Source organism: Chthoniobacterales bacterium, assembly GCA_018883245.1.
In the GTDB taxonomy this organism is placed as follows: domain Bacteria; phylum Verrucomicrobiota; class Verrucomicrobiia; order Chthoniobacterales; family JACTMZ01; genus JACTMZ01.
The window spans coordinates 18,665-45,065 of record VEQL01000003.1; the positions used below are offsets into that span (position 1 = coordinate 18,665).

The 26,401-nt window shown below is 63.6% G+C and carries 23 protein-coding genes; 17 read left to right on the forward strand and 6 right to left on the reverse strand.

Translation table 11 applies throughout. The annotated features are described in order from the left end of the window. Window positions 1–7 precede the first annotated feature (7 nt). The 7 genes from FGM15_01545 to rpsR all read left to right on the forward strand — a co-directional run bounded on the left by FGM15_01545 (window position 8) and on the right by rpsR (window position 6,652). The gene (locus tag FGM15_01545) at window positions 8–1,519 is read left to right on the forward strand and encodes a Do family serine endopeptidase (GenBank protein ID MBU3664549.1); all 1,512 of its coding nucleotides are present in this window, start codon (window positions 8–10) and stop codon (window positions 1,517–1,519) included. A 60-nt stretch (window positions 1,520–1,579) separates the two neighbouring features. Further along, window positions 1,580–2,566 carry a hypothetical protein gene (locus tag FGM15_01550; protein ID MBU3664550.1) on the forward strand — a complete coding sequence of 329 codons (987 nt, stop codon included), beginning with the start codon at window positions 1,580–1,582 and terminating at the stop codon, window positions 2,564–2,566. Next, on the forward strand, window positions 2,563–4,530 hold the full coding sequence (locus tag FGM15_01555) for a response regulator (protein MBU3664551.1): 1,968 nt from the start codon (window positions 2,563–2,565) through the stop codon (window positions 4,528–4,530). The genes FGM15_01550 and FGM15_01555 overlap by 4 nt, the downstream gene beginning before the upstream one ends. Beyond that, a complete protein-coding gene (locus FGM15_01560; GenBank protein ID MBU3664552.1) occupies window positions 4,527–5,444 on the forward strand; it encodes a hypothetical protein in 918 nt (305 codons plus the stop codon). The genes FGM15_01555 and FGM15_01560 overlap by 4 nt, the downstream gene beginning before the upstream one ends. A gap of 81 nt (window positions 5,445–5,525) precedes the next feature. Further along, the gene (locus FGM15_01565) at window positions 5,526–6,227 is read left to right on the forward strand and encodes a transcriptional regulator (protein ID MBU3664553.1); all 702 of its coding nucleotides are present in this window, start codon (window positions 5,526–5,528) and stop codon (window positions 6,225–6,227) included. A gap of 5 nt (window positions 6,228–6,232) precedes the next feature. After that, the gene (gene rpmG, locus FGM15_01570) at window positions 6,233–6,406 is read left to right on the forward strand and encodes a 50S ribosomal protein L33 (GenBank protein ID MBU3664554.1); all 174 of its coding nucleotides are present in this window, start codon (window positions 6,233–6,235) and stop codon (window positions 6,404–6,406) included. Between the two features lie 6 nt (window positions 6,407–6,412). Continuing rightward, entirely contained in the window at window positions 6,413–6,652 is a 240-nt protein-coding gene (rpsR, locus tag FGM15_01575; GenBank protein MBU3664555.1) for a 30S ribosomal protein S18, read from the forward strand. A 48-nt stretch (window positions 6,653–6,700) separates the two neighbouring features. Here the strand turns inward: rpsR and FGM15_01580 are convergent, their stop codons facing one another. Continuing rightward, window positions 6,701–9,103 carry a hypothetical protein gene (locus FGM15_01580; GenBank protein ID MBU3664556.1) on the reverse strand — a complete coding sequence of 801 codons (2,403 nt, stop codon included), beginning with the start codon at window positions 9,101–9,103 and terminating at the stop codon, window positions 6,701–6,703. 31 nt (window positions 9,104–9,134) lie between these two features. After that, the gene (locus FGM15_01585; protein ID MBU3664557.1) at window positions 9,135–11,447 is read right to left on the reverse strand and encodes a cation-translocating P-type ATPase; all 2,313 of its coding nucleotides are present in this window, start codon (window positions 11,445–11,447) and stop codon (window positions 9,135–9,137) included. A 135-nt stretch (window positions 11,448–11,582) separates the two neighbouring features. Between FGM15_01585 and FGM15_01590 the strand changes: the two genes are divergently transcribed. The 7 genes from FGM15_01590 (at window position 11,583) to FGM15_01620 (ending at window position 19,148) form a co-directional block, all read left to right on the forward strand. Continuing rightward, window positions 11,583–12,065 carry an adenylyltransferase/cytidyltransferase family protein gene (locus FGM15_01590; protein ID MBU3664558.1) on the forward strand — a complete coding sequence of 161 codons (483 nt, stop codon included), beginning with the start codon at window positions 11,583–11,585 and terminating at the stop codon, window positions 12,063–12,065. A 339-nt stretch (window positions 12,066–12,404) separates the two neighbouring features. Continuing rightward, window positions 12,405–13,382: a hypothetical protein gene (locus tag FGM15_01595; protein MBU3664559.1), complete on the forward strand. Its 978-nt coding sequence runs from the start codon at window positions 12,405–12,407 to the stop codon at window positions 13,380–13,382. A 92-nt stretch (window positions 13,383–13,474) separates the two neighbouring features. Next, window positions 13,475–14,464 carry a DUF4126 domain-containing protein gene (locus FGM15_01600; GenBank protein MBU3664560.1) on the forward strand — a complete coding sequence of 330 codons (990 nt, stop codon included), beginning with the start codon at window positions 13,475–13,477 and terminating at the stop codon, window positions 14,462–14,464. After that, window positions 14,035–15,591, forward strand: a complete 1,557-nt coding sequence (locus FGM15_01605) for a M20 family metallopeptidase (protein ID MBU3664561.1) — start codon at window positions 14,035–14,037, stop codon at window positions 15,589–15,591. The genes FGM15_01600 and FGM15_01605 overlap by 430 nt, the downstream gene beginning before the upstream one ends. A gap of 17 nt (window positions 15,592–15,608) precedes the next feature. Then, window positions 15,609–17,126, forward strand: a complete 1,518-nt coding sequence (locus tag FGM15_01610) for a proline--tRNA ligase (protein ID MBU3664562.1) — start codon at window positions 15,609–15,611, stop codon at window positions 17,124–17,126. After that, window positions 17,126–17,995 carry a hypothetical protein gene (locus FGM15_01615; GenBank protein ID MBU3664563.1) on the forward strand — a complete coding sequence of 290 codons (870 nt, stop codon included), beginning with the start codon at window positions 17,126–17,128 and terminating at the stop codon, window positions 17,993–17,995. The genes FGM15_01610 and FGM15_01615 overlap by 1 nt, the downstream gene beginning before the upstream one ends. A 40-nt stretch (window positions 17,996–18,035) precedes the next feature. Then, the gene (locus FGM15_01620) at window positions 18,036–19,148 is read left to right on the forward strand and encodes an aminopeptidase (protein MBU3664564.1); all 1,113 of its coding nucleotides are present in this window, start codon (window positions 18,036–18,038) and stop codon (window positions 19,146–19,148) included. Window positions 19,149–19,166: 18 nt separating this feature from the next. Here FGM15_01620 and FGM15_01625 read toward each other — a convergent pair whose 3' ends face one another. Then, on the reverse strand, window positions 19,167–20,507 hold the full coding sequence (locus tag FGM15_01625; protein ID MBU3664565.1) for a replication-associated recombination protein A: 1,341 nt from the start codon (window positions 20,505–20,507) through the stop codon (window positions 19,167–19,169). A gap of 52 nt (window positions 20,508–20,559) precedes the next feature. Here FGM15_01625 and FGM15_01630 point away from each other — a divergent pair, with 52 nt between their 5' ends. From FGM15_01630 to FGM15_01640, 3 genes are read left to right on the forward strand one after another with little or no spacing between them, the layout of a single operon-like run. Next, window positions 20,560–21,828, forward strand: coding sequence for a glutamate-5-semialdehyde dehydrogenase (locus tag FGM15_01630; GenBank protein MBU3664566.1), 1,269 nt, complete (start codon window positions 20,560–20,562; stop codon window positions 21,826–21,828). A 3-nt stretch (window positions 21,829–21,831) separates the two neighbouring features. After that, complete coding sequence (locus FGM15_01635) at window positions 21,832–22,107, forward strand: acylphosphatase (GenBank protein MBU3664567.1); 276 nt, start codon at window positions 21,832–21,834, stop codon at window positions 22,105–22,107. Continuing rightward, window positions 22,104–22,979, forward strand: coding sequence for an ABC transporter ATP-binding protein (locus FGM15_01640; GenBank protein MBU3664568.1), 876 nt, complete (start codon window positions 22,104–22,106; stop codon window positions 22,977–22,979). Before FGM15_01635 ends, FGM15_01640 begins: the two co-directional genes overlap by 4 nt. A 3-nt stretch (window positions 22,980–22,982) precedes the next feature. Here the strand turns inward: FGM15_01640 and FGM15_01645 are convergent, their stop codons facing one another. The 3 genes from FGM15_01645 to zwf all read right to left on the reverse strand — a co-directional run bounded on the left by FGM15_01645 (window position 22,983) and on the right by zwf (window position 26,398). After that, window positions 22,983–23,747: a triose-phosphate isomerase gene (locus tag FGM15_01645; GenBank protein MBU3664569.1), complete on the reverse strand. Its 765-nt coding sequence runs from the start codon at window positions 23,745–23,747 to the stop codon at window positions 22,983–22,985. A gap of 64 nt (window positions 23,748–23,811) precedes the next feature. Continuing rightward, window positions 23,812–24,861, reverse strand: coding sequence for a hypothetical protein (locus FGM15_01650; protein MBU3664570.1), 1,050 nt, complete (start codon window positions 24,859–24,861; stop codon window positions 23,812–23,814). Window position 24,862: 1 nt separating this feature from the next. After that, window positions 24,863–26,398, reverse strand: a complete 1,536-nt coding sequence (gene zwf / locus FGM15_01655; GenBank protein MBU3664571.1) for a glucose-6-phosphate dehydrogenase — start codon at window positions 26,396–26,398, stop codon at window positions 24,863–24,865. Window positions 26,399–26,401: the final 3 nt, after the last annotated feature.

Genomic DNA, 26,401 nt, shown 5'->3' on the forward strand with positions numbered 1-26,401 from the left:
ACCTGCAATGAAAAGTTTTCTCCAGTTCCTCGTCTTTGTTCTCGCGATCACGCTTGCCCTCGCGGGGCTTTACGCTTGGAAAACCGGTCAATTCGCCGGACAGACTCCGCCCCAGGCCTCCGCCGGGCCATCTGCGTTGCCGAGCGTGAAACCGGCCATCGCGCGGCACTCGGTGCCCGGCTTGGCTGCGTTGGACGAGGAATTCGGCCGTGTGGCCGAGGCGGTGATTCCGTCGGTGGTCAGCATCACCGCTCCGCGCGGCGCATCTGCCGACCCGCGCGAGGAATTGCTCCGCCAGTTGTTCGGCATGGGCCGGCCCCCGCAGCCCCAATCGGCCTCGCAAGGTTCGGGGGTCGTGGCCTCCGCCGAAGGACACATTGTCACCAATCTGCACGTCATCGACGGCGCCGAGGAAGTGACCGTTTCGCTCAGCGACGGACGGCGTTTTCCGGCACGTTTGCTCGGCGCCGATCCGCTCTCGGACATTGCCATCCTCAAGATTGAAGCGGAAGGGCTGCGTCCTCTGCCGTTCGCCGATTCCGAGAAAGTGCGCGTGGGGCAGATTGTGTTTGCGGTCGGCAATCCGTTCGGACTGCAGGAAACGATCACCCAAGGCATCATCAGCGCGCGGGAGCGGCTTTTTTCGAGCGAGTCGGTGAATGAATTTTTCCAGACCGACGCGGCCATCAACCCCGGCAACTCGGGAGGGCCGCTCGTCAACATCCGCGGCGAGATCGTCGGCATAAACAACTTCATTTTTTCGCAGTCCGGCGGCAGCCAGGGCATCGGATTTTCGATCCCGTCCAACTCTGCACGCCGCGTTCTGGACCAGATCGTCCAGCACGGTCGCGTCTTGCGCCCTTACCTGGGTGTCGTGCTGCAACCCATGGACCAAGCTTTGGCCGACCAACTCGGCCTTCCCGACTCGCGCGGCGCACTGGTCGAGGCGGTGCTTGCAGCGTCGCCCGCCGCGGAGGGCGGCATTCTGCGCGGGGATGTCATCAGGAAATTCGACGGCCGTGATATCCGCGACTTCAACGACCTGCGCAAGCGCGTCGCTGCGGCCGACATCGGCAAAACCATCAAGATCGAGGTCGCGCGCGAAGGGCGGATGCTCGAGTTGCCCGTGCTGATCGTCGAGCAACAGCGACCGGGGCGCACCGCGGGCCAGCCGGCCCAACGTGGCGGCTTTGCCCCGCAGGGCGCCGTGCCACCGGCATCCGGTTTACCCGCCGGCAACGCGCTGGTGGGTGTCGCCGTCGAGGAAATCACTCCCGCGCTCATCCGTCGTCACGGGTTGCCGCAGAACATAGGGGGTGTTGTTGTGCGGTCGGTTGCCCCCGGTTCTCCTTCCGAAGGCATGCTGCAGCCTGGCGACGCGATCGAGCAGGTCAACGACGCCCCGATTTCATCGCTGCAAGACTTCGAAAATGCCGCGGGCTCGTTGCAACCGGGCGAGAAGGCGATCCTTCTCATCGCGCGCGGCCGGGTGCGTTCTTTCGCCGTGATTGGCAGGTGACGCGAAGGGCCTGACGGTCGTTGACTTCGACGGGGGCTCGAAGCCATGCTTGGCGGATTGATGAAGCCGCCGGTCGGGACAACATTCGTGGTGGCCGCCAGCCTTCTCGGCGCGGCGGCGGTGGCGCAATTGGTGGCGGTGCTTATCTATTTCGGCCCGGGGTTTGCGCAGACTACCGGTAGTTCTGCCGTCGCGCCCGCGCCCACGCCGCAACCTCCGGTGGCAAAAGCGCCCGAGCCTTTGCCCTCGCCTCCGCCGGACAATAGCGCCGAGGCGATGCTCCAGCAGGAGCGCCGTCTCGGCGAGTTGATGAAGGAGGTGGAGACACTGGAGTCCGGCCCGACGCCCGATGCCGCGCTTGTCCCGCTGGAGGAGGCCGTGACTTTGCAGCCGCGCAACCCGGAAATTTTGATGAAGTTGGCCAGTCTTCACGAGAAGCTCGGCCAGTCGGACTTGGCTCAGGGGGTTTGGAAAAATCTTCTCGATCTCGGGCCGGCGGCCGGCCAGTTCCTCGACGTTGCGGAGGTGCGGCTGCGTCTTCTCAAGCAGGATTCGGCTGCGCCCGCGTCCGCTGCGGCCCTGCGCGACCAAGTCGGCCTGCAACCCGGCTCTTCGCTGGGAGTAGTGGACCTGACCGTGAAGGACGGAAAGCAGGGAGCCGGCCAAACCAAGGATTTGCGGCTTGCCGTGAAGGCGCGCCCCGGCGAAACGATCGACGCGCGCGATGTCCGTATCAATGTGACTTTTTACGAGCTGGTGGACGGCGAGATCATCCCGACCATGAGCCGCGTGCAGTCAATGTGGTTCACCACGCCGGTGGACTGGAGGGGTGATGGCATTGAAATTCTCGAGGTCAAATATGAGTTGCCGCGCGTCGGCCGTGACGGGGGACCGGCGCCGCAATATTACGGCTACATGGTCAATATCTACCACCGTGGCCAGCTGCAGGAGACAAGGGCGGACCCGGTGACTTTGCAGGAGCTTTTTCCTCCGCCTCTTTCCGAAATACCCGATGCCGGCGGTGCGGAGCAGGGGGCCCAGCCGTGAAAATACTGCTCGTTGATGACGAGCCGCAGGTTCTTGCCGCGTGGGGTGAGTTGCTCGAGTCGCTCGGCCGATGCGAGGTCCGCACCGCTTCCCTCGGCGGCGAGGCGATGAAGGTGGCGCGCGAATGGGGCGGACCCGACGTGCTCGTGACCGACGTGGTGATGGAGCCGATGGACGGCTTCAAATTGCGGGATGTCCTCCAGCGCGAATTTCCTTCGATGCGCACGGTGTTTGTCAGCGGCTACGATCTTTCTTCGCACGCGGACCGCGTTGCCGGGGCGCACGTGTTGACCAAGCCCGTCGATCTTGCGCAAATCGCTGCGGCCGTCGGCCTCGAGTCCGCATCGCCCCCCGTGTTGGCTGCTCCCGAGGGTGCGCCCGCCCTTGGATCGACCATCGGTCCTTATTACTTGCAGGAGTTCGTCGGCCGCGACGGAGCCGTGCTCGAATATCTCGCATGGCAGCAAAACATGTCGCGGCACGTCGAACTGCACGTTCTGGACTCCTCGCACGCCGCAAAACCGGAAGCGGTGGAAGCGTTCCTCGCGGATGCGCGTGCCAAGGCTTCAGTCACCCATCCTTATCTCCTCGCTGTGCACGAGGCGGGCGCCGCCGACGGTTGGAATTTTTACAGCTCCGACCTCGTGCCCGGCCACAGTCTCAAAGCCTACGCCGAGGCGGGGCACAAACTGGAAGACCGCGCGCTCGTCACCGCGTTGCGGATGGTGGCGGAGGTGTCGGCGCATTTTGCCAAGCAGGGTATCGCGCGACGCGCGATCGGTCCGGAGGATATTATTTTCGACAGCGCGATGCGTCCGCGACTCTTGAACGTGGCTGTGGCTGGTGCCCCTGCCGCGAAGGAAGAAAAATCCGAAGTCCAGTCCGTTGCCCAATCCGTTGCCTCGGTGTCATCGCCCGCGGGGCCGGCGTCCGCGGCAGCCGCGGCTCTGCTTGCGGCGGACAATGCCGAATGGTCACTTGCACAGCAGGCGGCCGTGGCGGCAAAACCGGCTGTTGCACCGAAGGACGCGGGACAGCTCGGTGCGCGTGCCGCGAAATCCAAGGAATTGCTGGAGAAGTCGAAGCAGAAGCAGAAGACACGTCTGATGGTCACCGCGGGTTTGTCCTTCGTCCTGCTGCTGCTGGGGCTATTCGCCATGTTCCGCATCTTCTCATCGGGGTCGCGCACCATCGTCACCAAGATGGTCAAAATTCCAGCCGGGGAATTTATTTATCAGGACGGGGAGAAAGTGAAGCTGTCCGACTTCTGGATCGATGCCAACGAGGTGACGATCGCCGACTACAAAGAGTTTCTCGATTATCTCGAGGCCAACCCGGGGGAGGCGGAAAAGCTTGCTCATCCCGACCAGCCCAAGGGCAAATCGCACGTCCCGCTCGACTGGGCCGACAACAAGGACCTCACCCCGCCGATGCCCGGCTACTACACGCGCGCCGTCCGCTGGAAACAATACAAAGACGCTCCGCTCGACGTCGATTCGCCCGTGTTCAATGTCGATTGGTTCGATGCTTACGCCTACGCCAAATGGAAAGGGCGCCGTTTACCGACCGAGCAGGAGTGGGAAAAGGCGGCGCGCGGCACCGACGGACGCAAGTATCCCTGGGGCAATGACGACAATACGAAGCGCGTGAACAGCGGCGCGGATTTCAACCCGAACCCCAAGAAAGGCGGTGACATCGACGGCTACAAGCGCTGGTCTCCGGTCAATCAACCAACGGGAGACGAAAGCCCGTTCGGTGTCCACGGCACCGCCGGCAACGTGTCGGAGTGGACCGGTTCCATGGCGCCGGCCGAGGACGGCACCGGCGCGCAGGTTCCTGTCATCCGCGGCGGCAACTGGGGCAATCCCGAACACCTGATCACGCGACGCCGCGCGATCCTCGATCCCTTGCAGGCGCAGGACACGCTCGGTTTCCGCACGGCGTCGGACCAGCCGCAAAAATGACCGGTGTTCCTCCCCATCGACCCGGGGCCCTGCTCCCGCGTCTCCTGCTCTTCGCCTTGCTGGCTGCTCTATTCGCTCCGGCGGCGAACGCCCAAGTGCGCGTGGATATCAGTTTCAAGCGCAAGCTCTACGTCCTCTACGAACCGCTCATTGCCACGGTGACCATCAACAACCTCAGCGGCCGCCCGCTTCTGCTCGAGGATGTCGATGACCGCCAGTGGTTCGGCTTCAGCATCGAGACGGACGATGGTCGACCCGTGCCTCCGATCAACGCCCGCTACTCGCTCGCACCTGCAGCCGTGGGGCCGGGGGAGAAGATGACGCGCGCCGTCAACATCACTCCTTTGTTTCCGCTTCACGAGTTCGGCCTCTATCGAATCAAGGCCACGGTTTATGCCGATACCTTCGGGCGCTACTTCAGTTCTCCACCGCTCGCGGTAGAAATCACCGACGGCCGCCCGATCTGGCAGGAGGTGGTCGGCGTCCCGGGACCGGACGGTCGTCCGGAATTGCGCACGGTCACGCTGCTCTCGCACAAGCTCTCGCGCACCACGCGTCTCTACGCGCGCATCGAGGACAAGGAGAACGGACGCGTTTACGCCACGCACCAACTCGGCCAATTTCTCACCTTCGGCCGTCCCGAGGTGATGCTCGATGTGAACAACGAAATCCACATCCTGCAGAACAGTTCGCCGAAGCAATTCCTCTATACCCATCTCGGTCTGCAGGGGGAGGTGCTCGCGCGGCAGGCCTACGTGGAGACGGGCAAGCGTTCCCGTCCCTCGTTGGTCAAACAGGACGGCGGCTCCGTGGCCGTCGTCGGCGGCCGGCCTTACACTCCCGGCGAGGAGGAGCAAATCAAGGCCGAAGCCGACAAAGTGGGGGATCGCCCGGTTCCGCTTCCGGAGCCTTGAAACACAGGCGGTGCCGAAAAGCCTTGCGCCGCCGGCGCGCGGCCGGTAGCTTCCTCGCCCCTCCCCGAAAGATTCAATCCAATGGCTGCCAAGAAGAAAAAATCCACTGCCAAATCCGCCAAGAAACCATCTAAGGCGAAGAAGTCCGCACCCCGTCCGGCGAAGAAGGCGGCGGCCAAAAAATCCCCGGCCAAGAAGTCTGCATCGAAAAAGCCCGCCGCGTCTCCGCGCAAAAAGTCGCGTGCCACGAAGGCACCGCTCGTCGGCACGCGTGACATGCTCGCTTTCGGCCAACCGGTCGCCAAGTCCCGCCGGCTCAATCCTTGGCTCAAGAAGCAGCAGGACCGTCTTCTGGCGCTCAAGGACACGCTGCTCGATTCCATGACGGGCGTCGCCCGTGACAACCTTCGCAGCGGTCACGACGCGCACGAGGCGTCTGCCCACGGGCTGCACCAGGCAGATGCGGGCAGCGACGCATACGACCGTGATTTCGCCCTCAGTCTGCTCTCGCAAGAGCAGGATGCGCTCTTTGAAATCGACGAGGCTCTCAAGCGCATCGCCCGCGGCACCTACGGTGTCTGCGAAATGAGCGGCAAGCAGATCCCCAAAGCCCGGCTCGAGGCCCGGCCATTCGCGCGTTTCACCGTCGAGTGCCAGAATGAGATCGAGCGCAAGAACCGTCACACCAAATTCCGCCAGCCGGTTGCGCGCCTGTTTGAATCTATCGAAGAAGACGCCTCCGAAGAAAGCGACGAGGAGTCGCCGGCGGAAAGCAAGGAGTAAGAACCATGGCCCAGGAAATTATCACTCTCGAGTGCACCGAGGCGGCTGCCGAAGGCAAGCCTGTCTCGCGCTACATGAGCACACGCAACAAGAAGAGCCCGCGCACGCCCGGCCGTCTGGAGAAAAAGAAATACAATCCGCATCTCCGCCGGCACACGCTGCACCGCGAAACCAAATAAGACCACATGCAACCCAAAACGCCCAAACGCCGCGCCGCCATGCGCCGGGCCAACCGCCCGATGCCCCGCCGCCGCATCGACCTGCAGGTTGATGCCATCGATTACAAGAATCCCGAGTTGCTGAAGCGCTTCGTGACCGAAAGCGGAAAAATCCTGCCGCGCCGCCTCACCGGCGTGCCGGCCCACCTACACCGCCGCATCACCCGGGCAATCAAGCGGGCCCGTTCGGTGCTGCTTCTCCGATGAAGTAGACCGGATTTTTCGTTGCCGCGCCCCGAGGCGCCGCGGGCGGTTCTAACGCTCGGGCGGTTTTTCCTCCGCTGTTTTCTCCGGTTTCTTCGCATTGCCGCCCCTCGGCAAAATCCGCGGGTGCCACTCGGGCTGCGATAGTTTGCCGTCGGAGACATATTCGAAGAGCTTGCTCACCGGGTAAAGCAGCAGTCCCGGCACACCCTGCGCGTTGATCCGCACGCCGAAGTCCATCCGGTCCTCCACGAAATAGAGCGAACCCTGTCCGATCATGCTGAATCCCTGTCCGACGACATCGAGGTTGTCGGTTCGGATTTCGCCGTTCGAAACTTTGTAGTCGCAGGTGGCGCGGCGCGCCGTCTGGTAACCCGTGCCGGGGATGATCGTGTCGAGAATCGCGGAGAGCGGGCCGAGAACGGGGATGGCGAAGACGTTTCCGTTCTCGACGAGCAGTTTGCCGTTGCCCCGCATCTCGCGCGGCTTGCCGCCGACAAAACTGAATGTGTAGTTGCCGCTCACGACGCCCTGCGAATCCTTGTAATCGAAGTAGAGGCGCGTGAGTTTTTCGAAGTCCACCGCGTCCAATGTGACATCCATCTGCTGCCGCGCGCCCGGTTCGCCGGTGGTGATGTCGCCGGTCAGCTTGACGAGCCCCCCGTAAAGACGCGCGGACGGGATATCGACACGGATCTTGCGTCCGGCGAACTCGATTGATCCCGTGGCCGTGCCGAAATTCAGCGTCCGCTCGAGCAGGTCGTAATCGAGACCTTGGGGGGCGGTGAAATTCGCCCAGATGCGCGTGGTCGTCGCATCCTCCAAGCCGATGGTGCCCCCGACGGTGACTTCGGGCGGCGCTTTGAAACGGTAGGGTTCGGTTTCCTTCGCCACTTTCGGATCGGCCCACTGAAGGACGTTGAACGGGTTCATCGTGCTGCGGATCCCGTCCAACCGCACCTGTTTGCGGCCGAAATCGTAGGTGAATGCCCCGCTGCCTTCGCCCTCGGGGCGCTTGACGCGGATATTCGAGAGCGTGAGGGCGAGGTCGGAGAATGACAGGTCGGCCGTGGCGTTTTCCATCGGCGAACCGTGGATCGATGTCTTTCCCATCTTGAGCTTGCCGCGCGCCTTGAGATTGGCGGGTTTGAAATCCGTGCCGGCCGCCTCGAATTGGATCGAGGGCGGATCGGTGAAGGTGAGTTCCATCTTTTCGATGCCTTGGCGCGCCTTGTCATCGAGCAGCGCCGCAAAGGGCATGGGATCCGTGTTGCAGTCCATGCGCAGGCGTGCGTCGCCCGGACGGTGCATGATGTCCGCGCGGATCTCCCCGTCTTTGCGCGCGAGCACGATGTCGCTCGCGTAAAATTCCCCGTCACGCCACGCAAAGCCGCCCGAAATTCCTTCGAAGGCCAGTCCGCGGACCCGGAACGGTCCGGACGCCGCCGTGCCTATGGCGCGTATGCGCGGGGTTTGCCGCGGGTTGATCTCGAGGGTGGCATCCAGCGACGGCGGATCGTTGAATTCCGTCGCCAGCCAAGGGCCGTCGGGCGAAAACTCCGCCAGCCAGGGCGAAGGATCGAGGCTGGAATTGGCGTCGGCACGCGCCTCGCCCGTTCCCAAATCCCACGATCCGAACGCGTCGAGGCGCCCCCACTTCGTATCCCGCGCTGAAAGTTTCTGCACGGTGAGCACGCGGTCGCGGTAAGAGGCGTCGAGCTGGATGTCGCGCAGCGCGATCTGTCCGCGGGAGGCTTGGCGGGCGTCGAAATGAAGCCGCGGAATCTGCAGAGATTGTGCATCGCCGGACTTGGCCGCGAATTCCAGTTCCAAAAGGGGCGGGGTATTGCCGAAGTCGAGGCTCTCGAGAATCTCCAGCACGCGGTCCGCCTCCGGCGGAAGACGCAGCACCGGTGTCGTTTGTGGTTCGGCGGCGTCGCCAAGCACGACCTGTCCGCTGGCGACCACGTCGATTCCCTGGAGATTGAAGCGCGCGAGCGGAACGCTCACAACGCCGTCGGAGAGCATGAGCCGGGCACGCGCTTTGGTCAGGCGGATGGTCCTGGTCACGCCTCCGTCCGAGGCGAGCGGAAGGAAAAGCTGCGCGCCGCGCAGGTCGAGCGATGTCAGCTCCACTTTGCCCTGAAGCAGCGCGCGCCAGTTGAGCGAGACCGCGGAGCGATCGACCCCGACCTCGTTGTTCTCCGGAAGGTTGCGTGCGCGCAGGCGCACATCGTCCAGGACGAGCCCCTCGAGCAGGCTCAGGCGCATGCGGCTGAAGTCGAGTTGCAATCCCTGGCGCGCCGCGGCTTCCGTGAGCGGACGATGGAACGCTTTCGGAAGCCCTGCCGTTTGCAGCCAGATCAGCACGGCCGGCACAACCACGAAAGCGACGACCTGCACCGCGCGCAGGAGCGTCTTCAACGTGTGGTGCGCGAAGGCCCGCCAGAACATGACGGCAAACTAACAACCGCAGGCGCTGTTGTCAGGCGCGGCGCATGAAGAGCAGGCGCAGGCTGTTGAGCACCACCACCACGGTGCTGCCCTCGTGGGCCGCGACGCCCAGAGCCAGCGGAACGGGAAACACGAAAGTGGCCAGGACCATGACCGTGACGGTTCCCAACGCCACGAACATATTCTGGCGGATGACGCGGCGCGCATTCGTGCTGAGATCAAGCGCCAGGATGAAATTCTCGAGCTTGTCGTTCATCAGCACGACCTCGGCCTGCTCGAGGGCCGCATCCGATCCGCGCGCGCCCATCGCCACGCCGATGTCCGCGGCGGCGAGGCACGGGGCATCGTTCACGCCATCGCCGACCATGGCCACGCGCCGTCGTCCGCCGTCTTTCAATTCCTCGATGGCCGCGACTTTGTCCTGCGGCAGAAGGCCGGCTCTGATCTCCTCGATACCGGCCGCGCGACCCATGGCGGTTGCCGGGCCCTCGCGGTCACCGGTGAGCATGACGGCGGCGATTCCCCGGGCTTTGAGTTGCTCGAGCAGCGCACGGCTTTGCGGCCGGATTTCGTCGCGGAAGCGCAGGCAACCTGCTTCGTCCGGTCCCGCCACCCAGACCTCGGCGGCGTCCGCACCGTGGGGCGCGTCGGGCAACTGCAGTCCGGTCTCGCCGGCCACGAAGGCACGGTTGCCGAGAACGCAGGATTTGCCGCCGATCCTCGCGCGCACGCCGCGTCCCGCCACGGTGGAGTGTTCATCGGCGCCGCGATCCCCAGCGCCGCGCTGGGCTGCCGTGCGGGTGATGGCACGCGACAACGGATGCGACGAATGCCGGGCCAGCGAATGCGCGAGGGAGAGCAAGCCCTCTTCTGTTCCGCGCAGGACATCGACACCGGCCAAGGTCAAACGTCCCGAGGTGAGCGTGCCTGTTTTGTCGAGGGCGACGACGTTGACCAGCGCCAGGTTCTCGATCGGTGCGCCTCCGCGGAAAAGAACTCCGCGCCTCGCTCCGCTGGCGATGGCCGAGAGGATACCCGAAGGAACGGACAGCACGAGGGCGCACGGTGACGCCACGACGAGCAGTGTCATGGCGCGGTAAAAAGCGCTTCTTGTTTCTCCGTCCGACGCGAACGGCGGCAATCCCAAAACAAGCCACCAGATACAGAACATGAGTGCGCAGGCACCGAGAATCGTCCACGTGTAGGTGGTCCCGAAGCGGTCGGTGAAAGTTTGCGAGGGCGCGCGCAGCGACTGCGCCTCGCGGATCATGCGGATGATGCGCTGGAGCGAACTTTCGCTCGCCGGGCGCAGCACCTTGCCTTCGAGGATGCCGCCGATGTTGATTGTTCCGGCCAGAGCGGTGTCACCCGGCCCCTTGGGCACGGGGACCGATTCGCCGGTCAAGTTTGACTCGTCGCACTCCGATTGCCCGCGCGTCACCACGAGATCGACCGGGATCTGGCCGCCGGCCGTCACGCGCACGGTCATTCCCGGCAGCAGATCATCAACGGGAATTTCGCGCTCTCTGCCGCCCTCGAGCACCATCGCCGTTTTGGGCGCGCCGCGCAGTAGAGCGCCGATCTCCCGCCGGGTGCGTCCCATGGCGTAGTGCTCCATCGCCCCGGAGGCCGAAAAGAGGAAAAGCAGCAGCGTGCCCTCGCGCCACGCACCGATCGCCGCCGCGCCGGCGGCCACCGCGAGCATGAGGAAGTGAATGTCCAGTTGGCCGTGTTTGAGGCGGTCCCATGCATCGACCGCGGCGTCCCAACCGCCGCACAGATAGGCTGCGATGTATGCGGCTAGCGGTGCCCACGCGGGAACGGGCGCAAATTCCAGAGCCCAGCCCGCAAGTCCGAACACCGCGCAGCCCGCGGCGAGGGCCGCCATCGGTTTCCATTCGACCTCGCTGTGCTCCTCGATGGTGCCTTTTTGGCGCGGAGCGTAGGCCGGCCAGACAATTTTGATCCACTGCCACAACGACACGGCTGTGACGCATGTGGCTTTGCGGACCACGGTGGTGCCTAGTTTTTCCGAGACCAGAATGCGGGACCTGCCCGGAAGATGTTCGGCGCTGACGCCGCAAACCTCGCAGCGCTCCGGGCGGAAATGCGGACAAGGTTCGTGGCTGGACAGCATCGTCTCGGTGACGCGGCGCGCAAGGTATCCGTCCTTGTCCCCGCCCAAGGTGGCGATCGAGAGACGGCGCGTGGCGGGATTGAAAGCGACAGCCTCGAGCCGGGGTTCCTCCTCGAGCAAGGCGGCGAGACGCGCCACCGGGCACGGTGGCAGGTTGCGGCTTGGCTCGGCCGCGCCGCCGGGAAGGACGGAGGACTTTGCTGTCATCGGCCGCCTTCCGGCGCGGGTTTTTCCGGCGTCCGATCCCAGTTCTCGTCGGCAAGTCGCGCGCTGCGCATGGCGAGGATGCTAGGCACCGCCGCGGTATTGCGCAATGGCGCCGCAGGTGACAGCCTCGGCGCCATGCACGAGGCCCGCATTGTGAGCGCAGAGGAGTTGGCGGTCGTGCGCGAGCGCATGGACCGCGAGGGACGTCAGCTGGTCTTCACCAACGGCTGCTTCGATATTCTCCACGCCGGGCATGTGCGCTATCTGCGTCAGGCCCGTGCTCTCGGTGACGCCCTCGCCGTCGGGCTCAATGGCGACGGGTCCGTTCGTGCGCTCAAGGGCGAGGGACGTCCGATCAACACCGAGCAGGATCGCGCCGAGGTGCTTTCAGCCCTTCGCTGCGTGGATTACGTGGTTATTTTCGAGGACAAACGCGCCACCGGCCTCCTGCGCTGTGTGCGGCCGCATGTTTATGCCAAGGGCGGGGATTACACCCCCGACACGCTCGATGCCGGCGAGCGCGACGCTTTGCGTGAATCCGGCGCCCGCATCGAGATCTTGCCGCTGGTGCCCGGACGATCCACCTCCGCGCTGTTGCAAAAGATGCATGGCGGGTGAGTGCCGGGGATAGATTGCGGATCCGGTCTCGGCGCCAACATTGATGCCGGTTTTCGCGCGATCCGGGAAACGTGATTCCGGTGGCTGTGCTCGAGAGGTCAGGGTTTTGACCCGCCGATCGGTCCCCCGTAGCTATCCGCTTTTCCGCAACGCATCCTGAATACCCGTCCTTCGCCGCTTCCTGAAGCCGGACTTGTGGCCGCGCGGGAAGAGCCGGCCCTACGTGGGATTCTTTGTGGCTCTTTCGGCAATTTTGGCACGGCTCCTGCTTTATCCCTTAACGACGGCCGTGCCAACGGCTCGACAGAGATAAACCAAACAAAAAAACACACACCTCACATGAAAAAAACGACACTTGTGTTGCTGGGGCTCTTTGCGGCCGCCGCAGCTCATGCACAAACAGAAACAGGAACCTCGGCCGGCGAGCGCGCTCTCGACGAGTCACGCTCTGGCGCGATCAGCTCCGCGGGCACGCCCGCCGCGCCGGCTTCGACTACCGTTGCAGTCACCGATGGCAAATCGACAGCAGTGGTCGAGGAAACCGAGGCGGACAAATGGTGGTCGGTCAACGCCGGCACCGGATGGGACAGCCTTTACATGTTCCGCGGCGTCAACGTCCTCGGCAACGGCAACGGCATTTACTGGCTGAACGCCGGCCTCGGCGTCTCGCCTTGGGAAAACGGCACCTTCACGGCCAACTTCTGGTATGGAGTCGGTTCGTGGTGGAACGGCGCCAACGCGCACCAACCTTACGGGGAGATCGATGTCACTCTCGGCTACGCCCACGAGTTTGGTCCGCTCACGTTGTCGGCCGGCTGGATTTATTACAGTTTCCCGAATGTCGCGGACGTCAACGGCAATACGCCGACCAGCCAAAACGAGATCTACTTCGGCGCGGCTTACGAGATCGAATTGGGCAAAGTAACCATCACCCCCAACTCGACCTTCTACTACAACCTCGGTCCGGAATGGGGCAAGGCGGGCGGCTTGATCAATGGCGGCTCGTCCTACTGGTCGTTCGGCCTGAGCTCGAGCATACCGCTCGCCTATGACGGGGCGGTCTCGCTCGCTCCCTACACGCAGTTCAACCTGAACTTCCGCTTCAACCAGCGCGCCAATCCGCTGACGCCTTTCAGCGGTGGAAACAACTGGCAGTCCGGCATCGCTCTGCCGATCCAGTTCACCAGCTGGTTCAGCGTGTCACCCTACGTTGCTTATTCGTGGACTTGGCAAAATCTGGCCAGCCCGTTCGGTGGCGTCCAACCGACCTCGGCCAACACTTGGTGGGGTGGTATCAGCGCCAACTTCTCTTACTGAGGATTGTTTGCGCCTCGCAAAGCCCCTCCGGTTGCCGGAGGGGCTTTTTGCCGTTTGGCGGACGGCCAGGACCCGCCTAGACTTTTCGCCGCATGGAAATTCTCCAACTCCTCGGCGTGGCGGTCGGCTTGGCCTCGCTCGCCGGGCTGAATCTCTATTTGACGGTCTTTCTCACCGGCATGGCGGTCCGCTTCCAGTGGATCACGCTGGCGCCCGACTACGAGCGTTTGCAGGTGCTGGCCGATCCGTGGGTCCTGTTGGTGGCCGGACTTCTTTTTGCCATGGAATCTCTGGCCGATAAATTTCCTTGGGTTGATTCCGCCTGGGATGCCGTCCACACGGCGATCCGCCCGGTCGGCGCGGCACTGCTCGGCGTCATGGTGCTGGGCGACAGCAATCCGGTGTTCAACGTCATCGTCGGCCTGCTGGCCGCGTGGCTCGGCTTTACCACGCACGCGCTCAAAGCCACGGTGCGTCTGCAGGCCAATGCCTCGCCCGAGCCGGTCACGAACGTGGTCCTCAGTGTGGCCGAGGATGCGACCGTCATCCTGGGGCTCGGGCTCATTTTCACCTATCCGCTGGTTGCTCTGGCTGTTGCCATCGTGGCCCTTGCCGCGATCTGGTATTTTGTCCCGCGCATGCTGCGCTCCACATGGGTGAAGCTCTGGCTGTGCGGACGCAAATTGCGCCTTGCGCCAGAGGATGCGGTGCTGACTTCGCTTCCCGACGAACTTCCCTCCGCTGCACGGACCGCGGTGGGCGACCACGCCGGTGCCGAATGGAAAGTGGAATGGTCCGTCGCTTGCATCAGCGGCACCGGCCCCGGCTACCCGCGCAATCGTTTCGGCTGGCTCGTGTCCGCCGCCGGTCCCGCCCAGATGCTCTACTTCGTCCCGCGACGATCGCGTCGCCCGCGCGCGTTGCCGCCGGGAACTCCGGCCGCCAGGATCGAGCAGAAATTTCTCGCCGATGTTCTGGTCCTCGCGTGGCCGGGCGGCGAGGAAGCGCGTTTTCTTTTCGAGCGCGGAGCGCGCCCGCTCGTCCGCTTGGTTTTCGAAAAATTCACCGGAGCCGCCAAATGAACACACAAGCCAGCAGCGTGACCGAACTTTTGCAGAAGCTCGTGCGCATCCCGAGCGTCAATCCCGATGGCAATCCCGGAACGGATCGCACGGGCGAGCAGGCCTGCGCCGAGTTCGTCATGGAATTTCTCCGCTCGATGGGAGCCGAGGCCGGATTGCACGAAGTGCACCCCGGGCGCCCCAATGTCGTGGGGCGGTTTGCGTCGGACCCCGCGAAACCGCGCCTGCTTTTCGCCCCACATCTCGACACGGTCAGCGTTGCGGGCATGACCATCGACCCGTTCGGCGGGGAGTTGCGTGACGGGCGCGTTTACGGGCGCGGAGCCAGCGATACCAAGGGGCCGATGGCGTCGATGCTTTGGGCGCTTTGCGAATGCCGCGACATCCTGCCGTCGCTCTCGCACGAGATCTGGTTCGCCGGATTGATGGGCGAAGAGGCCGGGCAGGATGGCGCCAAGGCGCTCGTGGCCCGCGAGAGGTTCGATTTCGTCCTCGTCGGTGAACCGACCGGCTTGGATGTTGTTTTCAAACACAAAGTCGATGTGACGGCGCGTATTGTGGCCAGGGGCCGCGCCGCGCACAGTTCGTGTCCGGAACGCGGCGAGAACGCGATCACCAAGCTCGCTTCGGGCCTTCTTTCGTTGCATGAAGCGCTGACGGATTATTTCAAAACCATCGAGGACCCCGTGCTCGGCCATCCGACCTTCAGCATCGGCACGATCCGCGGAGGAGCGAAGTTCAACATTGTTCCGGATTACGCCGAGGCCGTCGTCGATCTGCGCCTCCTTCCTTCGCAGTGGAAGGCCGATCAAGCCGCTGCGGTTTTCGACGCCATGCGCTCGGCGTGTCCGGGGCTCGAAGTCACCCGCATTGCCGGTTCCGAGGCGCTGGACACCGATCCCTCGCACCCGGTGATCGCAAAGCTGGCCGCCGCGGGCGGGCGACCAGCCGGTGCCGCGTGGTTTTGCGACGCGGCCATATTCTCGGCGGCAGGAATCCCCGCCGCCGCCGCGGGCCCGGGTTCGATCGCCCAGGCCCACACCGAGGACGAATACATCGAAGTGGCGGCTCTCGAGGAAGGCGTGGAGTATTTCAAAAAGTTTCTCCGCAGCCTGCGCGTCGGTTAGTATCCGCGCCCTTGTCCATGAGTGCCGCAAAAACCGCTATCACGCCGACCCGCGCTGACAATTTTCCCGAGTGGTATCAGCAGGTCATCAAAGCCGCGGACCTCGCGGAAAACTCCGATGTGCGCGGATGCATGATCATCAAACCGTGGGGCTGGGGGATCTGGGAAAATGTCCAGCGGCAGCTCGATGCCATGTTCAAGGAGACCGGCCACGTCAACGCCTACTTCCCGCTCTTCATCCCGCTGAGTTTCCTTGAAAAAGAAGCCGAGCATGTCGAGGGCTTCGCCAAAGAGTGTGCCGTGGTCACGCACCACCGTTTGGAAGAAAAAGACGGGAAACTGGTGCCCGCCGGCGAACTTGCCGAGCCGCTCATCGTGCGTCCTACGTCGGAGACGATCATCGGCGCGGCCTACGCGCGCTGGGTGCAGTCGTATCGCGATCTTCCCGTGCTCATCAACCAGTGGGCCAACGTTGTCCGCTGGGAGATGCGTCCGCGTCTTTTCCTCCGCACCGCCGAGTTCCTCTGGCAGGAAGGGCACACCGCGCACGAGACGAGGGAAGAAGCTGTTGCGGAGACCGAAAAAATGCTGGGTGTTTACGAAGCCTTCGCGCGCGAGCATCTGGCGCTGCCGGTCTTCACCGGCGAAAAATCCGAGAGCGAGCGCTTCCCGGGAGCGGTCAACACGCTCTGCATCGAGGCGATGGTGCAGGATCGCAAGGCCATCCAAGCCGGCACTTCGCATTTTCTCGGACAGAACTTTTCCCGCGCGGCGGGCATCGAATTCGCCGCGCGCGACGGCAGCCAACAGCTGGCATGGACCACGAGTTGGGGGGTCAGCACGCGACTTATCGGCACGCTCATTATGGCGCATTCCGACGACGACGGCCTGGTCCTTCCACCGCGCGTTGCGCCTTCGCAGATTGTCATCCTGCCGGTGCTTGCCAAGGAGGAGTCCCGCGCCGCCGTGCTCGAGGCGGCGGACAAGCTTGCCGCGCAGCTTCGCGCGCAGACCGCCTTCGGCGAGGCGGTGCGGGTCGAGATCGACCGACGCGACGCCGGAGGCGGCGTGAAAAATTGGGATTGGATCAAAAAAGGCGTGCCGCTCCGCGTGGAAATCGGTCCGCGCGACATCGAGAAAGGCTCGGTGGCCGTCAGTCGTCGCGACCGCGGTCCGAAAGAAAAAGAGTTTCCTTCCGTTGCGGAATTTTTGGCGGGGGTTGGTGCACTTCTCGAATCCATGCAGGCAGGGTTGCTCGAACGCGCCACGAAGTTCCGCGACGAGCATACCAGGATCATCGATTCCGCCGGCGACTTCCGCGCATTCTTCACGCCCGCGAACCCGGCGCAGCCCGAGATCCACGGCGGGTTTGCGCTGGCCCATTGGGACGGCACGCGCGAGACGGAAGAAAAGATCAAGGACGAGTTGAAAGTCACCATCCGTTGCATCCCGCGCGAAAAAGACCCGCAGCCGGGTGTCTGCCCGTTCTCCGGCAAGCCAAGCCGCCAGCGCGTCCTTTTCGCCAAAGCTTATTGATGCGAGGACTTGTCCGCATAACCGCGCTTCTGCTTTTGGCGGCCGCGCCCGCCGGGGCGCAATGGCCGTGGCAAGTCCTCTACAGTCTCAAACCGGTCGGGACGATCAGTCCCTCGCTCGTCACCGAGTGTTCGGGTCTGGTGCAGAGCCTGCGCTACGGCGGCGTTTTCTGGGTCCATGGTGATTCCGGATGCGGGGCGCGGATCGTGCCCGTCGCTCTCAACGGGAAGCTGGCGCGCGGTTGGCAGGGACCGGTGACCATCGAAGGCTGCAAGAATTACGACTGGGAGGACATCGCCCTCGACGAAAAGGGCAACCTGATCATCGCGGACATCGGAAACAACAGCGGCAAGCGCAAGCAACTGATGTTGCATTTTGTCCGCGAACCGAAGCCCGGCGCGAAAACGGTGCGGCCGGATCGCACCTTGCGCGTGCATTACGAAGACCAAAAAGCGCCGTCACCGGATTACGATTGCGAGGCGGTCTTTTGCGCCGGCGGACACATCTATTGCCTGACCAAACGCCGCAGCGACACGCGGACGTTCCTCTACCGCCTGTCGGGCGATTCGACCCGGTCGTCCAACGCGTTGCGCTTCGTGGACTCGTTCGACGTCGGGGGCATGGTGACCGCCGCCGATGTTTCACCGGACGGAAAACATGTGGCCGTGCTCACTTACTCGACCGTTTGGATCTTCGGCTACGATCCTGATTCGGGAAGTATTTTCCGGGGGAGCGTGAGGAAAATGCCCATTTTCGCCTGGCAGGCGGAAGGGGTGGCTTTCGACGGCAACGATGCTCTGGTTTTGTTGAACGAGGACGGCAAACTCTATCGCGTGACGTTGGCCGAGTTCCGGACGGTGGGGCCCTGAGTGTTTGCCCGCGACCTTCCTCTCGTGCATAAATCCGGCCATGACTGACGCGCGTTTCGACGAACTGGCCACCGTGCTGGTCAAGCATTCCACGGCCCTCAAGCCCGGCGACAAAGTCCTCATCGAGGTCTCGGATGTTCCCGACGGCATGGTGGTCGCCTTGATCCGCGCGGCACGCAAAGCCAAGGCCCTGCCTTTTGTGCAACTCCAGCACAGCCGCGTGGCGAGGGAAATGGCCATTGGTGCGGCCCAGGAACAGATTTCCGTGGCGGCCGAGATCGATCTGGCGCGGATCAAAAAAATGGATGCCTACATCGCCATCCGCGGCAGCGACAACGCCACCGAAATGAGTGATGTGCCGGCGGACAAAATGAAAATGATCGCCGCGACGATGCGTCCGGTGATGAACCACCGCATCAACAAGACGCGCTGGGTTGTCCTGCGCTGGCCATCGCCATCAATGGCCCAGCAGGCGCAAATGAGCACCGAGGCCTTCGAGGATTATTACTTCCGTGTCTGCACGGTCGATTACGCGAAAATGCGCAAAGGCATGGAGACGCTGAAGGCGCTGATGGATTCCACCGACCGCGTGCACATCAAGGGGCCCGACACCGACCTGCGGTTCAGCATCAAGGGCATCGGTTCGGTCATCTGCGGCGGTGACCGCAACATTCCCGACGGCGAGGTTTTCACCGCGCCGGTCAAGCGGAGCGTCGAAGGTTGCGTGCATTTCAATGCGGCGAGCATTTACCACGGGACGGTGTTCGACGATGTGCGCCTCGAATTCAAACACGGGCGCATCATCGGGGCGACGGCGGGTCGCAATACGGCCAAGCTCAACTCGATTTTGGACTCCGATGCCGGCGCACGCTATATCGGCGAATTTTCCCTCGGCTTCAACCCGCACATTCTCCACCCGATCCGCGACATCCTTTTCGACGAGAAGATCGCCGGCTCGTTCCATTTCACGCCCGGGCAAGCCTACGAGGTTGGCGGCAACGGCAACCGCAGCCAGGTCCACTGGGACATGGTCTGCATCCAGCGCTCCGACTACGGCGGCGGCGAGGTGTGGTTCGACGGAAAGCTTGTGCGCAAAGACGGAATCTTCGTCCTTCCCGAGTTGAAATCGCTCAATCCCGAGCGCGCGAAATAGCCGGCCGGCGCCCGGTTGCTATCTCTGCGCCGCCTCGAACAGCGAACGCCAGTGTGCGAGGCGCTCGGCGATGCGCTTTTCCTCGCCGCGATCGGTGGGTTGGTAGAAAACGCGACCCTCGGGAAGATAGGCTTGGGGAACGTAGGCATCCGGAAAATCGTGCGAATATTTGTAGCCCTTGCCGTGGCCGAGCTTTTCCGCACCCTTGTAATGCTTGTCGCGCAAATGCTCCGGCACCGCGAGTGTCCGTCCCTTCTGAAGATCCGATTGCGCGGCCATCAGACCCATGTAGGCCGTGTTGCTCTTCGGAGCGGTAGCCAGATAGACCGTCGCGTGGGCGAGCGGAATCTGGGCCTCGGGGAGTCCGACGAACTCGCAGGCCTGTTGCGCGGCCACCGCGACGAGGAGTCCGCGCGAATCCGCCAACCCGATATCCTCGCTCGCGGCGATCACAAGCCTCCGTGCGATGAATCGGATGTCTTCGCCGGCGTGCAGCATTTTCGCGAGCCAGTAAAGCGCGGCATCGGGATCGCTGCCGCGGATGCTCTTGATGAACGCGCTGATTGTGTCGTAGTGCGCGTCGTCCTTCGCGTCGTAGACCACGGCTTTGCGCTGGATGCTTTCCTCGAGGACTTGGCGGGTGAGGTGGATCGCTCCGGACTTGTCCGTTCCGGTCGTGAGCGCCGCGAGTTCGAGCGCGTTGAGGCAGCGCCGAGCGTCGCCGTCGCAGATCTCCGCAAGGTGTGCGGCGGCGTCCTCATCGAGGCGGATGTTTTTCCCGCCCAAGCCGCGCTCCGGATCGGCGAGGGCGCGGTCCATCAACAACCGCAGGTCGGCGGCGGAAAGAGGCCGAAGCTCGAAAACCAGAGAGCGCGAAACGAGCGGGCTGTTGACGTAAAAGAACGGGTTCATCGTCGTGGCGCCGATGAGTCGCACGGTGCCGCGTTCGACATCCGGCAGAAGAACATCCTGCTGGGCTTTGTTGAACCGGTGGATCTCGTCGATGAAAAGAATGGTCCGCGTCCCGTCGCGCGACAGGCGCAGCGCTGCCGCGGCCATGACCTTGCGAAGGTCGGCGACCGTGCTTTCCACGCCGCTCAACCTCTCGAACCGGGCATTGGTCGTGCGCGCAATGATTTCGGCAAGGCTTGTCTTGCCGGTTCCCGGAGGACCGTAGAGCACGATGGACGAAAACCGGTCGGCCTCGATGGCCCGGCGTAGCAGTTTCCCGTGTCCGAGGATGTGCTCTTGGCCGGCGTATTCTTCGAGCGATCGCGGACGCATCCGCTCGGCGAGCGGGGCGTGGGCGGGGATGCCGGCGGGCGCGGATTCCACGAAAAGGTCGTCGTTCGGCACCATGCCGCCAATTTAGCTTGGACGCGCGGCGGCGCGAGGCGGATATTGCAGGTCTATGGCCGTTCCGGATCTCGCGCAGCAAATCGAGCAACTCGGCAAAAAAGCCCGCACCGCGGCCCGCTCGCTGGCCTTGTGTTCCAAGGACCAGAAAAACGCCGCGCTCATGGCCATGGCCGACGCCATGGAGGCGGCGGAAGCCGGCATCCTCGCGGCGAACGCCAAAGATTTGGATGCGGCGCCCGGCTACGGACTGAACGCGGCGGCGATCGATCGCCTTCGTCTCACGCCCGAGCGCATACGCGCGATGGCCAAGGGCGTGCGCGAGGTTGCACTTTTGCCCGATCCGGTCGGCGAAATCATCCGCGAGTGGACGCGCCCCAACGGTCTCAAGATCACCAAGATCCGCGTGCCCATCGGCGTGGTCGGCATCATTTACGAATCACGTCCTAACGTGACCGCCGATGCGGCGGTGCTCTGCCTCAAGTCCGGCAACGCGTGCATTCTCCGCGGCGGGAAGGAGTCGATTTATTCCAACCTGGCCATCGCCCAAGCACTCTCGGCCGGTGCGGTCAACTCGGGGCTCTCCGCCGATGTTATACAGCTGGTGCCTTTCACCGACCGGGACGGTGTGCGACTGCTGGCGCAGATGGACCGCTATCTTGATGTGATTGTTCCGCGGGGTGGCCATGCCCTCATCGAGGCCGTGGTGCAGCATGCGCGCATGCCCGTGATCAAGCACTACCATGGAGTGTGTCACGTGTTCGTGGACAAATCCGCCGACCTCGGCATGGCGGAGAAAATCGTCATCAACGCGAAATGCCAGCGGCCCGGCGTCTGCAACGCGATGGAAACCCTGCTCGTTCACCGCGATATCGCGGAAAAGTTTTTGCCTTCGATCGCGCGGGCTTTGAAAGACAAGGGCGTCGAGCTGCGCGGCGATGCACGCACCTTGGAGGTTCTGGGTAGCGGCGTGAAACCCGCCACCGAAGGGGACTGGACGGCGGAATACCTCGATCTGATCCTCAGCATCCGCGTTGTGGATTCGCTCGGGGATGCCATCGATCACATCGAGCAATACGGATCGCATCACACCGACTCGATCGTGACATCCGACGAGGCGGCGGCGCGTCGGTTCCTCGCGGCTGTCGATTCGGCGACCGTCCTGTGGAACGCTTCGACGCGTTTCAGCGACGGCGGCGAATTCGGATTCGGCGCGGAAATCGGCATCAGCACGGACAAGTTGCACGCGCGCGGCCCGATGGGTTTGGAGGAGTTGACGACATACAAGTATCTCGTCACCGGCAACGGCCAGGTGCGCGGCTGAGCGATGGCGAAGACCGTCCAGGTTTTTTACGAGGGGCGCGTGCAGGGCGTGGGGTTCCGCTACGCCGCGCGCCGCGTGGCCGCGGGATTCGACGTGGCCGGCTATGTGCGCAATCTGCCGGACGGACGCGTGGAATTGGTGGCCTCCGGGGACGCAGGCGAAGTGGAAGATTTCTTGCAGGCCTTGCGCGACAGCGAGTTGGCCGGTCATATTGACGGGGAGGCTTCGGCGGACATTCCCAAGCCCGTTGCCCTCCGCGGTTTTGAAATTCGTCCATGAACAGATTTCCGGTCGAGATTGATCATCTGACAAAGGTCTTCAAAGTGCCGATGCGGCGCGATCGCGTGGTGGCGGTCAGGGATCTTTCGCTGCGTGTGGAGCCCGGCGAGGTTTACGGCCTGCTCGGGCCGAACGGCTCCGGCAAAAGCACGACGCTCAAGATCGTCCTGGGTCTCATTTCCCCCACGCGCGGCCGGACGAAAGTTTTCGGTGAAGACAGTGCCCTCGTGCGCAGCCGCAGGGACGTGGGTTTTCTTCCGGAGAACCCGTATTTCTACAAGTTCCTCACCGGAGCGGAAACCGTGAGATTTTTCGGAAAACTCAGCGGTCTCGGTGCGCGGGAACTCGAGCCGAGGATCCGCGAGCTTCTCGAGCTTGTCGGGCTGACCGAGGCCGCGGACCGCCGCGTCGGTTCTTACTCCAAGGGAATGTTGCAGCGCATCGGTCTGGCGCAGGCTTTGGTGCAGGATCCGGGATTGCTCGTGCTCGATGAGCCGACGGCCGGTGTCGATCCGGTCGGTTCGCGCGAAATCCGGGATCTGATCCTTGCGCTCAGGAAGCGCGGCAAGACCATCCTTCTCTGCTCGCACCTGCTCTCCCAAGTGCAGGAGATTTGCGATCGTGTCGGCATTCTAGCCCGGGGAACTCTCGTTCGGGAGGGGCGGGTCGATGACCTGCTTTCCGTGCGCGATCGCGAGGAGTTTGTGCTCGAGAAAACCTCGCCGGAGAAAATGGCGGCGCTGCGCCGGGCGGCGGAGGATCTCGGGCTCAAAGTGGTGTGGAGCGGGCGTCCCCAGACAACCCTGGAAAATCTTTTTCTCGAAGCCATCGAACCCGGGCAGTCGGCCGACGCCGGCACCGGGATGAATTGACGGCTAAGAGCGCGCCGAAGCCTTGACGATCTTGGCGAAGCTGCGCGGGTCGAGACTGGCGCCGCCGACGAGCGCGCCATCGATGTCCGCCTGATGAAGAAGCTCTTTGGCGTTATCCGGTTTGACGCTGCCGCCGTATTGGATGCGGACCTTGGCCGCAGTGGGGGCGTCGAACATTTCCGCGAGGGTTTTGCGGATGAACGCATGGGCTTCCTGCGCCTGCTCGGGCGTGGCGGTGCGGCCGGTGCCGATGGCCCACACGGGCTCGTAAGCGATGACGGTGTCGAGCATCTGGTCGGTGTCGAGACCTGCGAGGCTTCCCTTGAGCTGCTTGGCGAGCACCTCGTGGTGCTTGCCGGCGTCGCGCTCGGCGAGGGTTTCGCCGACGCAGAGGATCGGTCGGAGGCTCGCAGCGTGCGCGGCCTTGACCTTTTTGTTCACGATCTCGTCGGTCTCGCCGAAGATGGTCCGTCGCTCGCTGTGCCCCAGCACGACGTAGCGGGTGAAAAATTCGCGTAGCATGGCGGCGCTGACCTCGCCGGTGAATGCGCCCGAAGCTTCGTGCCACATGTTCTGCGCTCCGAGGGTGATGCCGGGTGTCTCGGAGATGATTTCGCTCAGGCGCGGCAAAGCGGTGAATGGCGGGACGATGACCACATCGGTTCCCTCGAAATGCTTCAGCTCCAGAGCGAGGTCTTCCATGAAGGAAGCGGCCTCGGCCGAAGTCATGTTCATCTTCCAGTTCGCGGCGATAATCTTTTTACGCATAAATCGAACCTGTATTCTGCTCCTGCGCAGCGCTGCTGACAAGCACCGGCAGCACGCGCACCGGTCAAAGCAGCGGCTCGATTGCTTTGATCGCCGGCCAGAACAGGGGATGCCGGCTGTCCCTGCTCAGCTCCGAAAGCAAAATATCCGCGGTTTTTTCCCGGCCGGCGGGCATCATCTGGGCCACCGGTTCCTGCCCGGCGCAGGCGAATTCCGCGAGATAAAAGTCCCCGGCGGCTTCGCGGCGCACCGTGGCCCGCGCATCGCCCATGTCGAGTTCCACCGCGGCAACGCAGGCTCCAGCGTCCGCCTGTTCGCGAAGTTGGAAGCCGGCCTCGCCGCCGTCCGGTCGGAGGAAAGAATCGCCCCCGGGGGAGAGTTGCCATCCGAGGCGACTCGCTATCCAGCCGAGGAGTTCCAGCGCCGTCACGCGCGCGCCGATTGCGTGGCAGATGTCGATATGTCGGAGACTGGCGATGCGGCCGCATGCGCCGGGCAGATCGAAAATGTGTGCCAGCGCGTAGCGCAGGTGAAACAACCGCGTCCAATTCAGGTCGCAAAGCGCGCGCCGTCCGCGGCCCATGTTCGCTATTTCGCCGAGGATGGCGAATTGCTCCGCCGCATCCATCCACGAGTTGCTGTCCACAATCAAACGGTCCACCCAGGTCCACAGTTGCGGTTCCGGCGCCGGGTGCAACTCTCCTTGCCACCAAAGGTAAAGCGGAAGGTCCGAGTCAAGATGGGAAAAAACGATGCTCGGCAGGCGCCCAGCCGCCGGACCGTCGAGCTTGAAGGTGATTTGCTCCGAACAAATTTCTTTTTTCCCCGCTTCCCGCAGGTGGCAGTGCGCGGTGATCCACGCTTGGATGCCGTTGTCTTTTTTTCGCGGGTCGGCCTGCACGAGCAGAGCGCGGAAAGCGTGGTCCGCGGCGATTTCGGCTAGCAGCGGCGTGTTCCCGGCGATGGCGTCCGCGGCTTCGCTGTAGATCACGAGGTTGACGAGCGAGGCGCGCACTTTGCCGGCGTCGGATTGTTCCCATAGCCGTCCGAGTTGCCGGTCGATGTCCCCGACCTCGACCGCAATGCCGGGGGAGATGGACAGTTTGCCGCTCATCTCACAGGCGCCGCCAGACCGCGTCGTCCTGCGCCAGCAACTCGTCCGCTTCGTGCGGACCCCACGAGCCGGCGGGATAAAAATCGAGACGCGGCGCCTCGCCGTCGCTCCACGCTTTCCGGATGCCGTCGATGAACGTCCAGGCGTGTTCCACCTCGTCGCGCCGGGCGAAGAGCGTCGCGTCCCCGCTCATCGCGTCGAGCAGGAGGCGCTCGTAGGCCTCGGGTGTGGCCTTGCCGAACGAGGTTCCGTAGTGGAAGTCCATCTTCACCGGCTCGAGTTGCAGGATCGCGCCGGGCATTTTCGCCGCCATGCGGAAAGAAATTCCTTCGTCCGGCTGGATGCGGATGACGAGGACGTTCGGGTCCTTCAGCTGGCTCTCGCGGTTGAAAAGGACGGGCGGGGTGCCGCGGAAGCGGATGGCGATCTCGGTGCCGGACTTCGGAAGGCGTTTGCCCACGCGCATGAAAAACGGGACGCCCGCCCAGCGCCAGTTGTCGATGTGCAATCGCAGTGCGACGTAGGTTTCGGTCATGGATCCCGGCGCGACGCCGGGTTCTTCGCGGTAACCGGGGACCTCCTTGCCGTTGATGTAGCCCGCGGTGTATTGCGCGCGGACGACATTTTCGGCGACGGCTTTTCCGGTCAGCGGGCGCAGGGCCTGCATGACTTTCACTTTCTCGTTCCGCACGGCATCGGCGCCGAGGTCGATGGGTGGTTCCATCGCGGTGAGGCAAAGCAATTGCAGCAGGTGGTTCTGCACCATGTCGCGCAGCGCCCCGGCATTCTCATAGTAGCCGGCTCGCGATTCGACGCCCAGCGGTTCACTCGCGGTGATCTGCACGCTTTCCACGTAGCGCCGGTTCCAGAGGGCTTCGAAGACTGTGTTGGCAAAACGCAGGACCATGATGTTCTGCGCCGTCTCCTTGCCGAGGTAGTGGTCGATGCGGAAGGTTTCGCGTTCAGGGAACGCCGCCGCCACCGCGGAATTCAGCCGCTCCGCGCTGGGAAGGTCGGTTCCGAAAGGTTTTTCGACGATCAGTCGCGACCACGCGCCCGCGTTGGCATGGCTGAGTCCGCTGGCCCGCAGGTTCTCGAGGATGACGTCGAATTCGGTCGGCGAAGACGCGAGGTAAAAGAGCCTGTTGCCTCCCGTGCCGAGGCGTGCATCGATCGCGTCGAGTTCGCGACCGAGCGATGTGTAGCCCTCGGGGTTGTCGAAGCTGCTGCGGTGATAAAAAATATTCGCGGCAAACCGCGCCCAGAGTTCCTCGTTGACGGGACGCCGCGAGTATTTGCGGGCGGCTTCGCCCAGTTCCTCGCGGAAATCTTCGCTGGTTTTGTCGCGGCGGGCGAAGCACACGACGGCGAGCGAGGACGGCAGATTGCCGTCGGCCGCGAGGTTGTAAAGGGCGGGGATCAGCTTGCGGCGGGTGAGGTCGCCGGTTGCGCCGAAGATGACAATGACACAGGGCGCGGGCACGGCGCGGTTCACCAGATCGACGCGCAGAGGGTTCGGGTTCGCGGATTCGGGCATAGG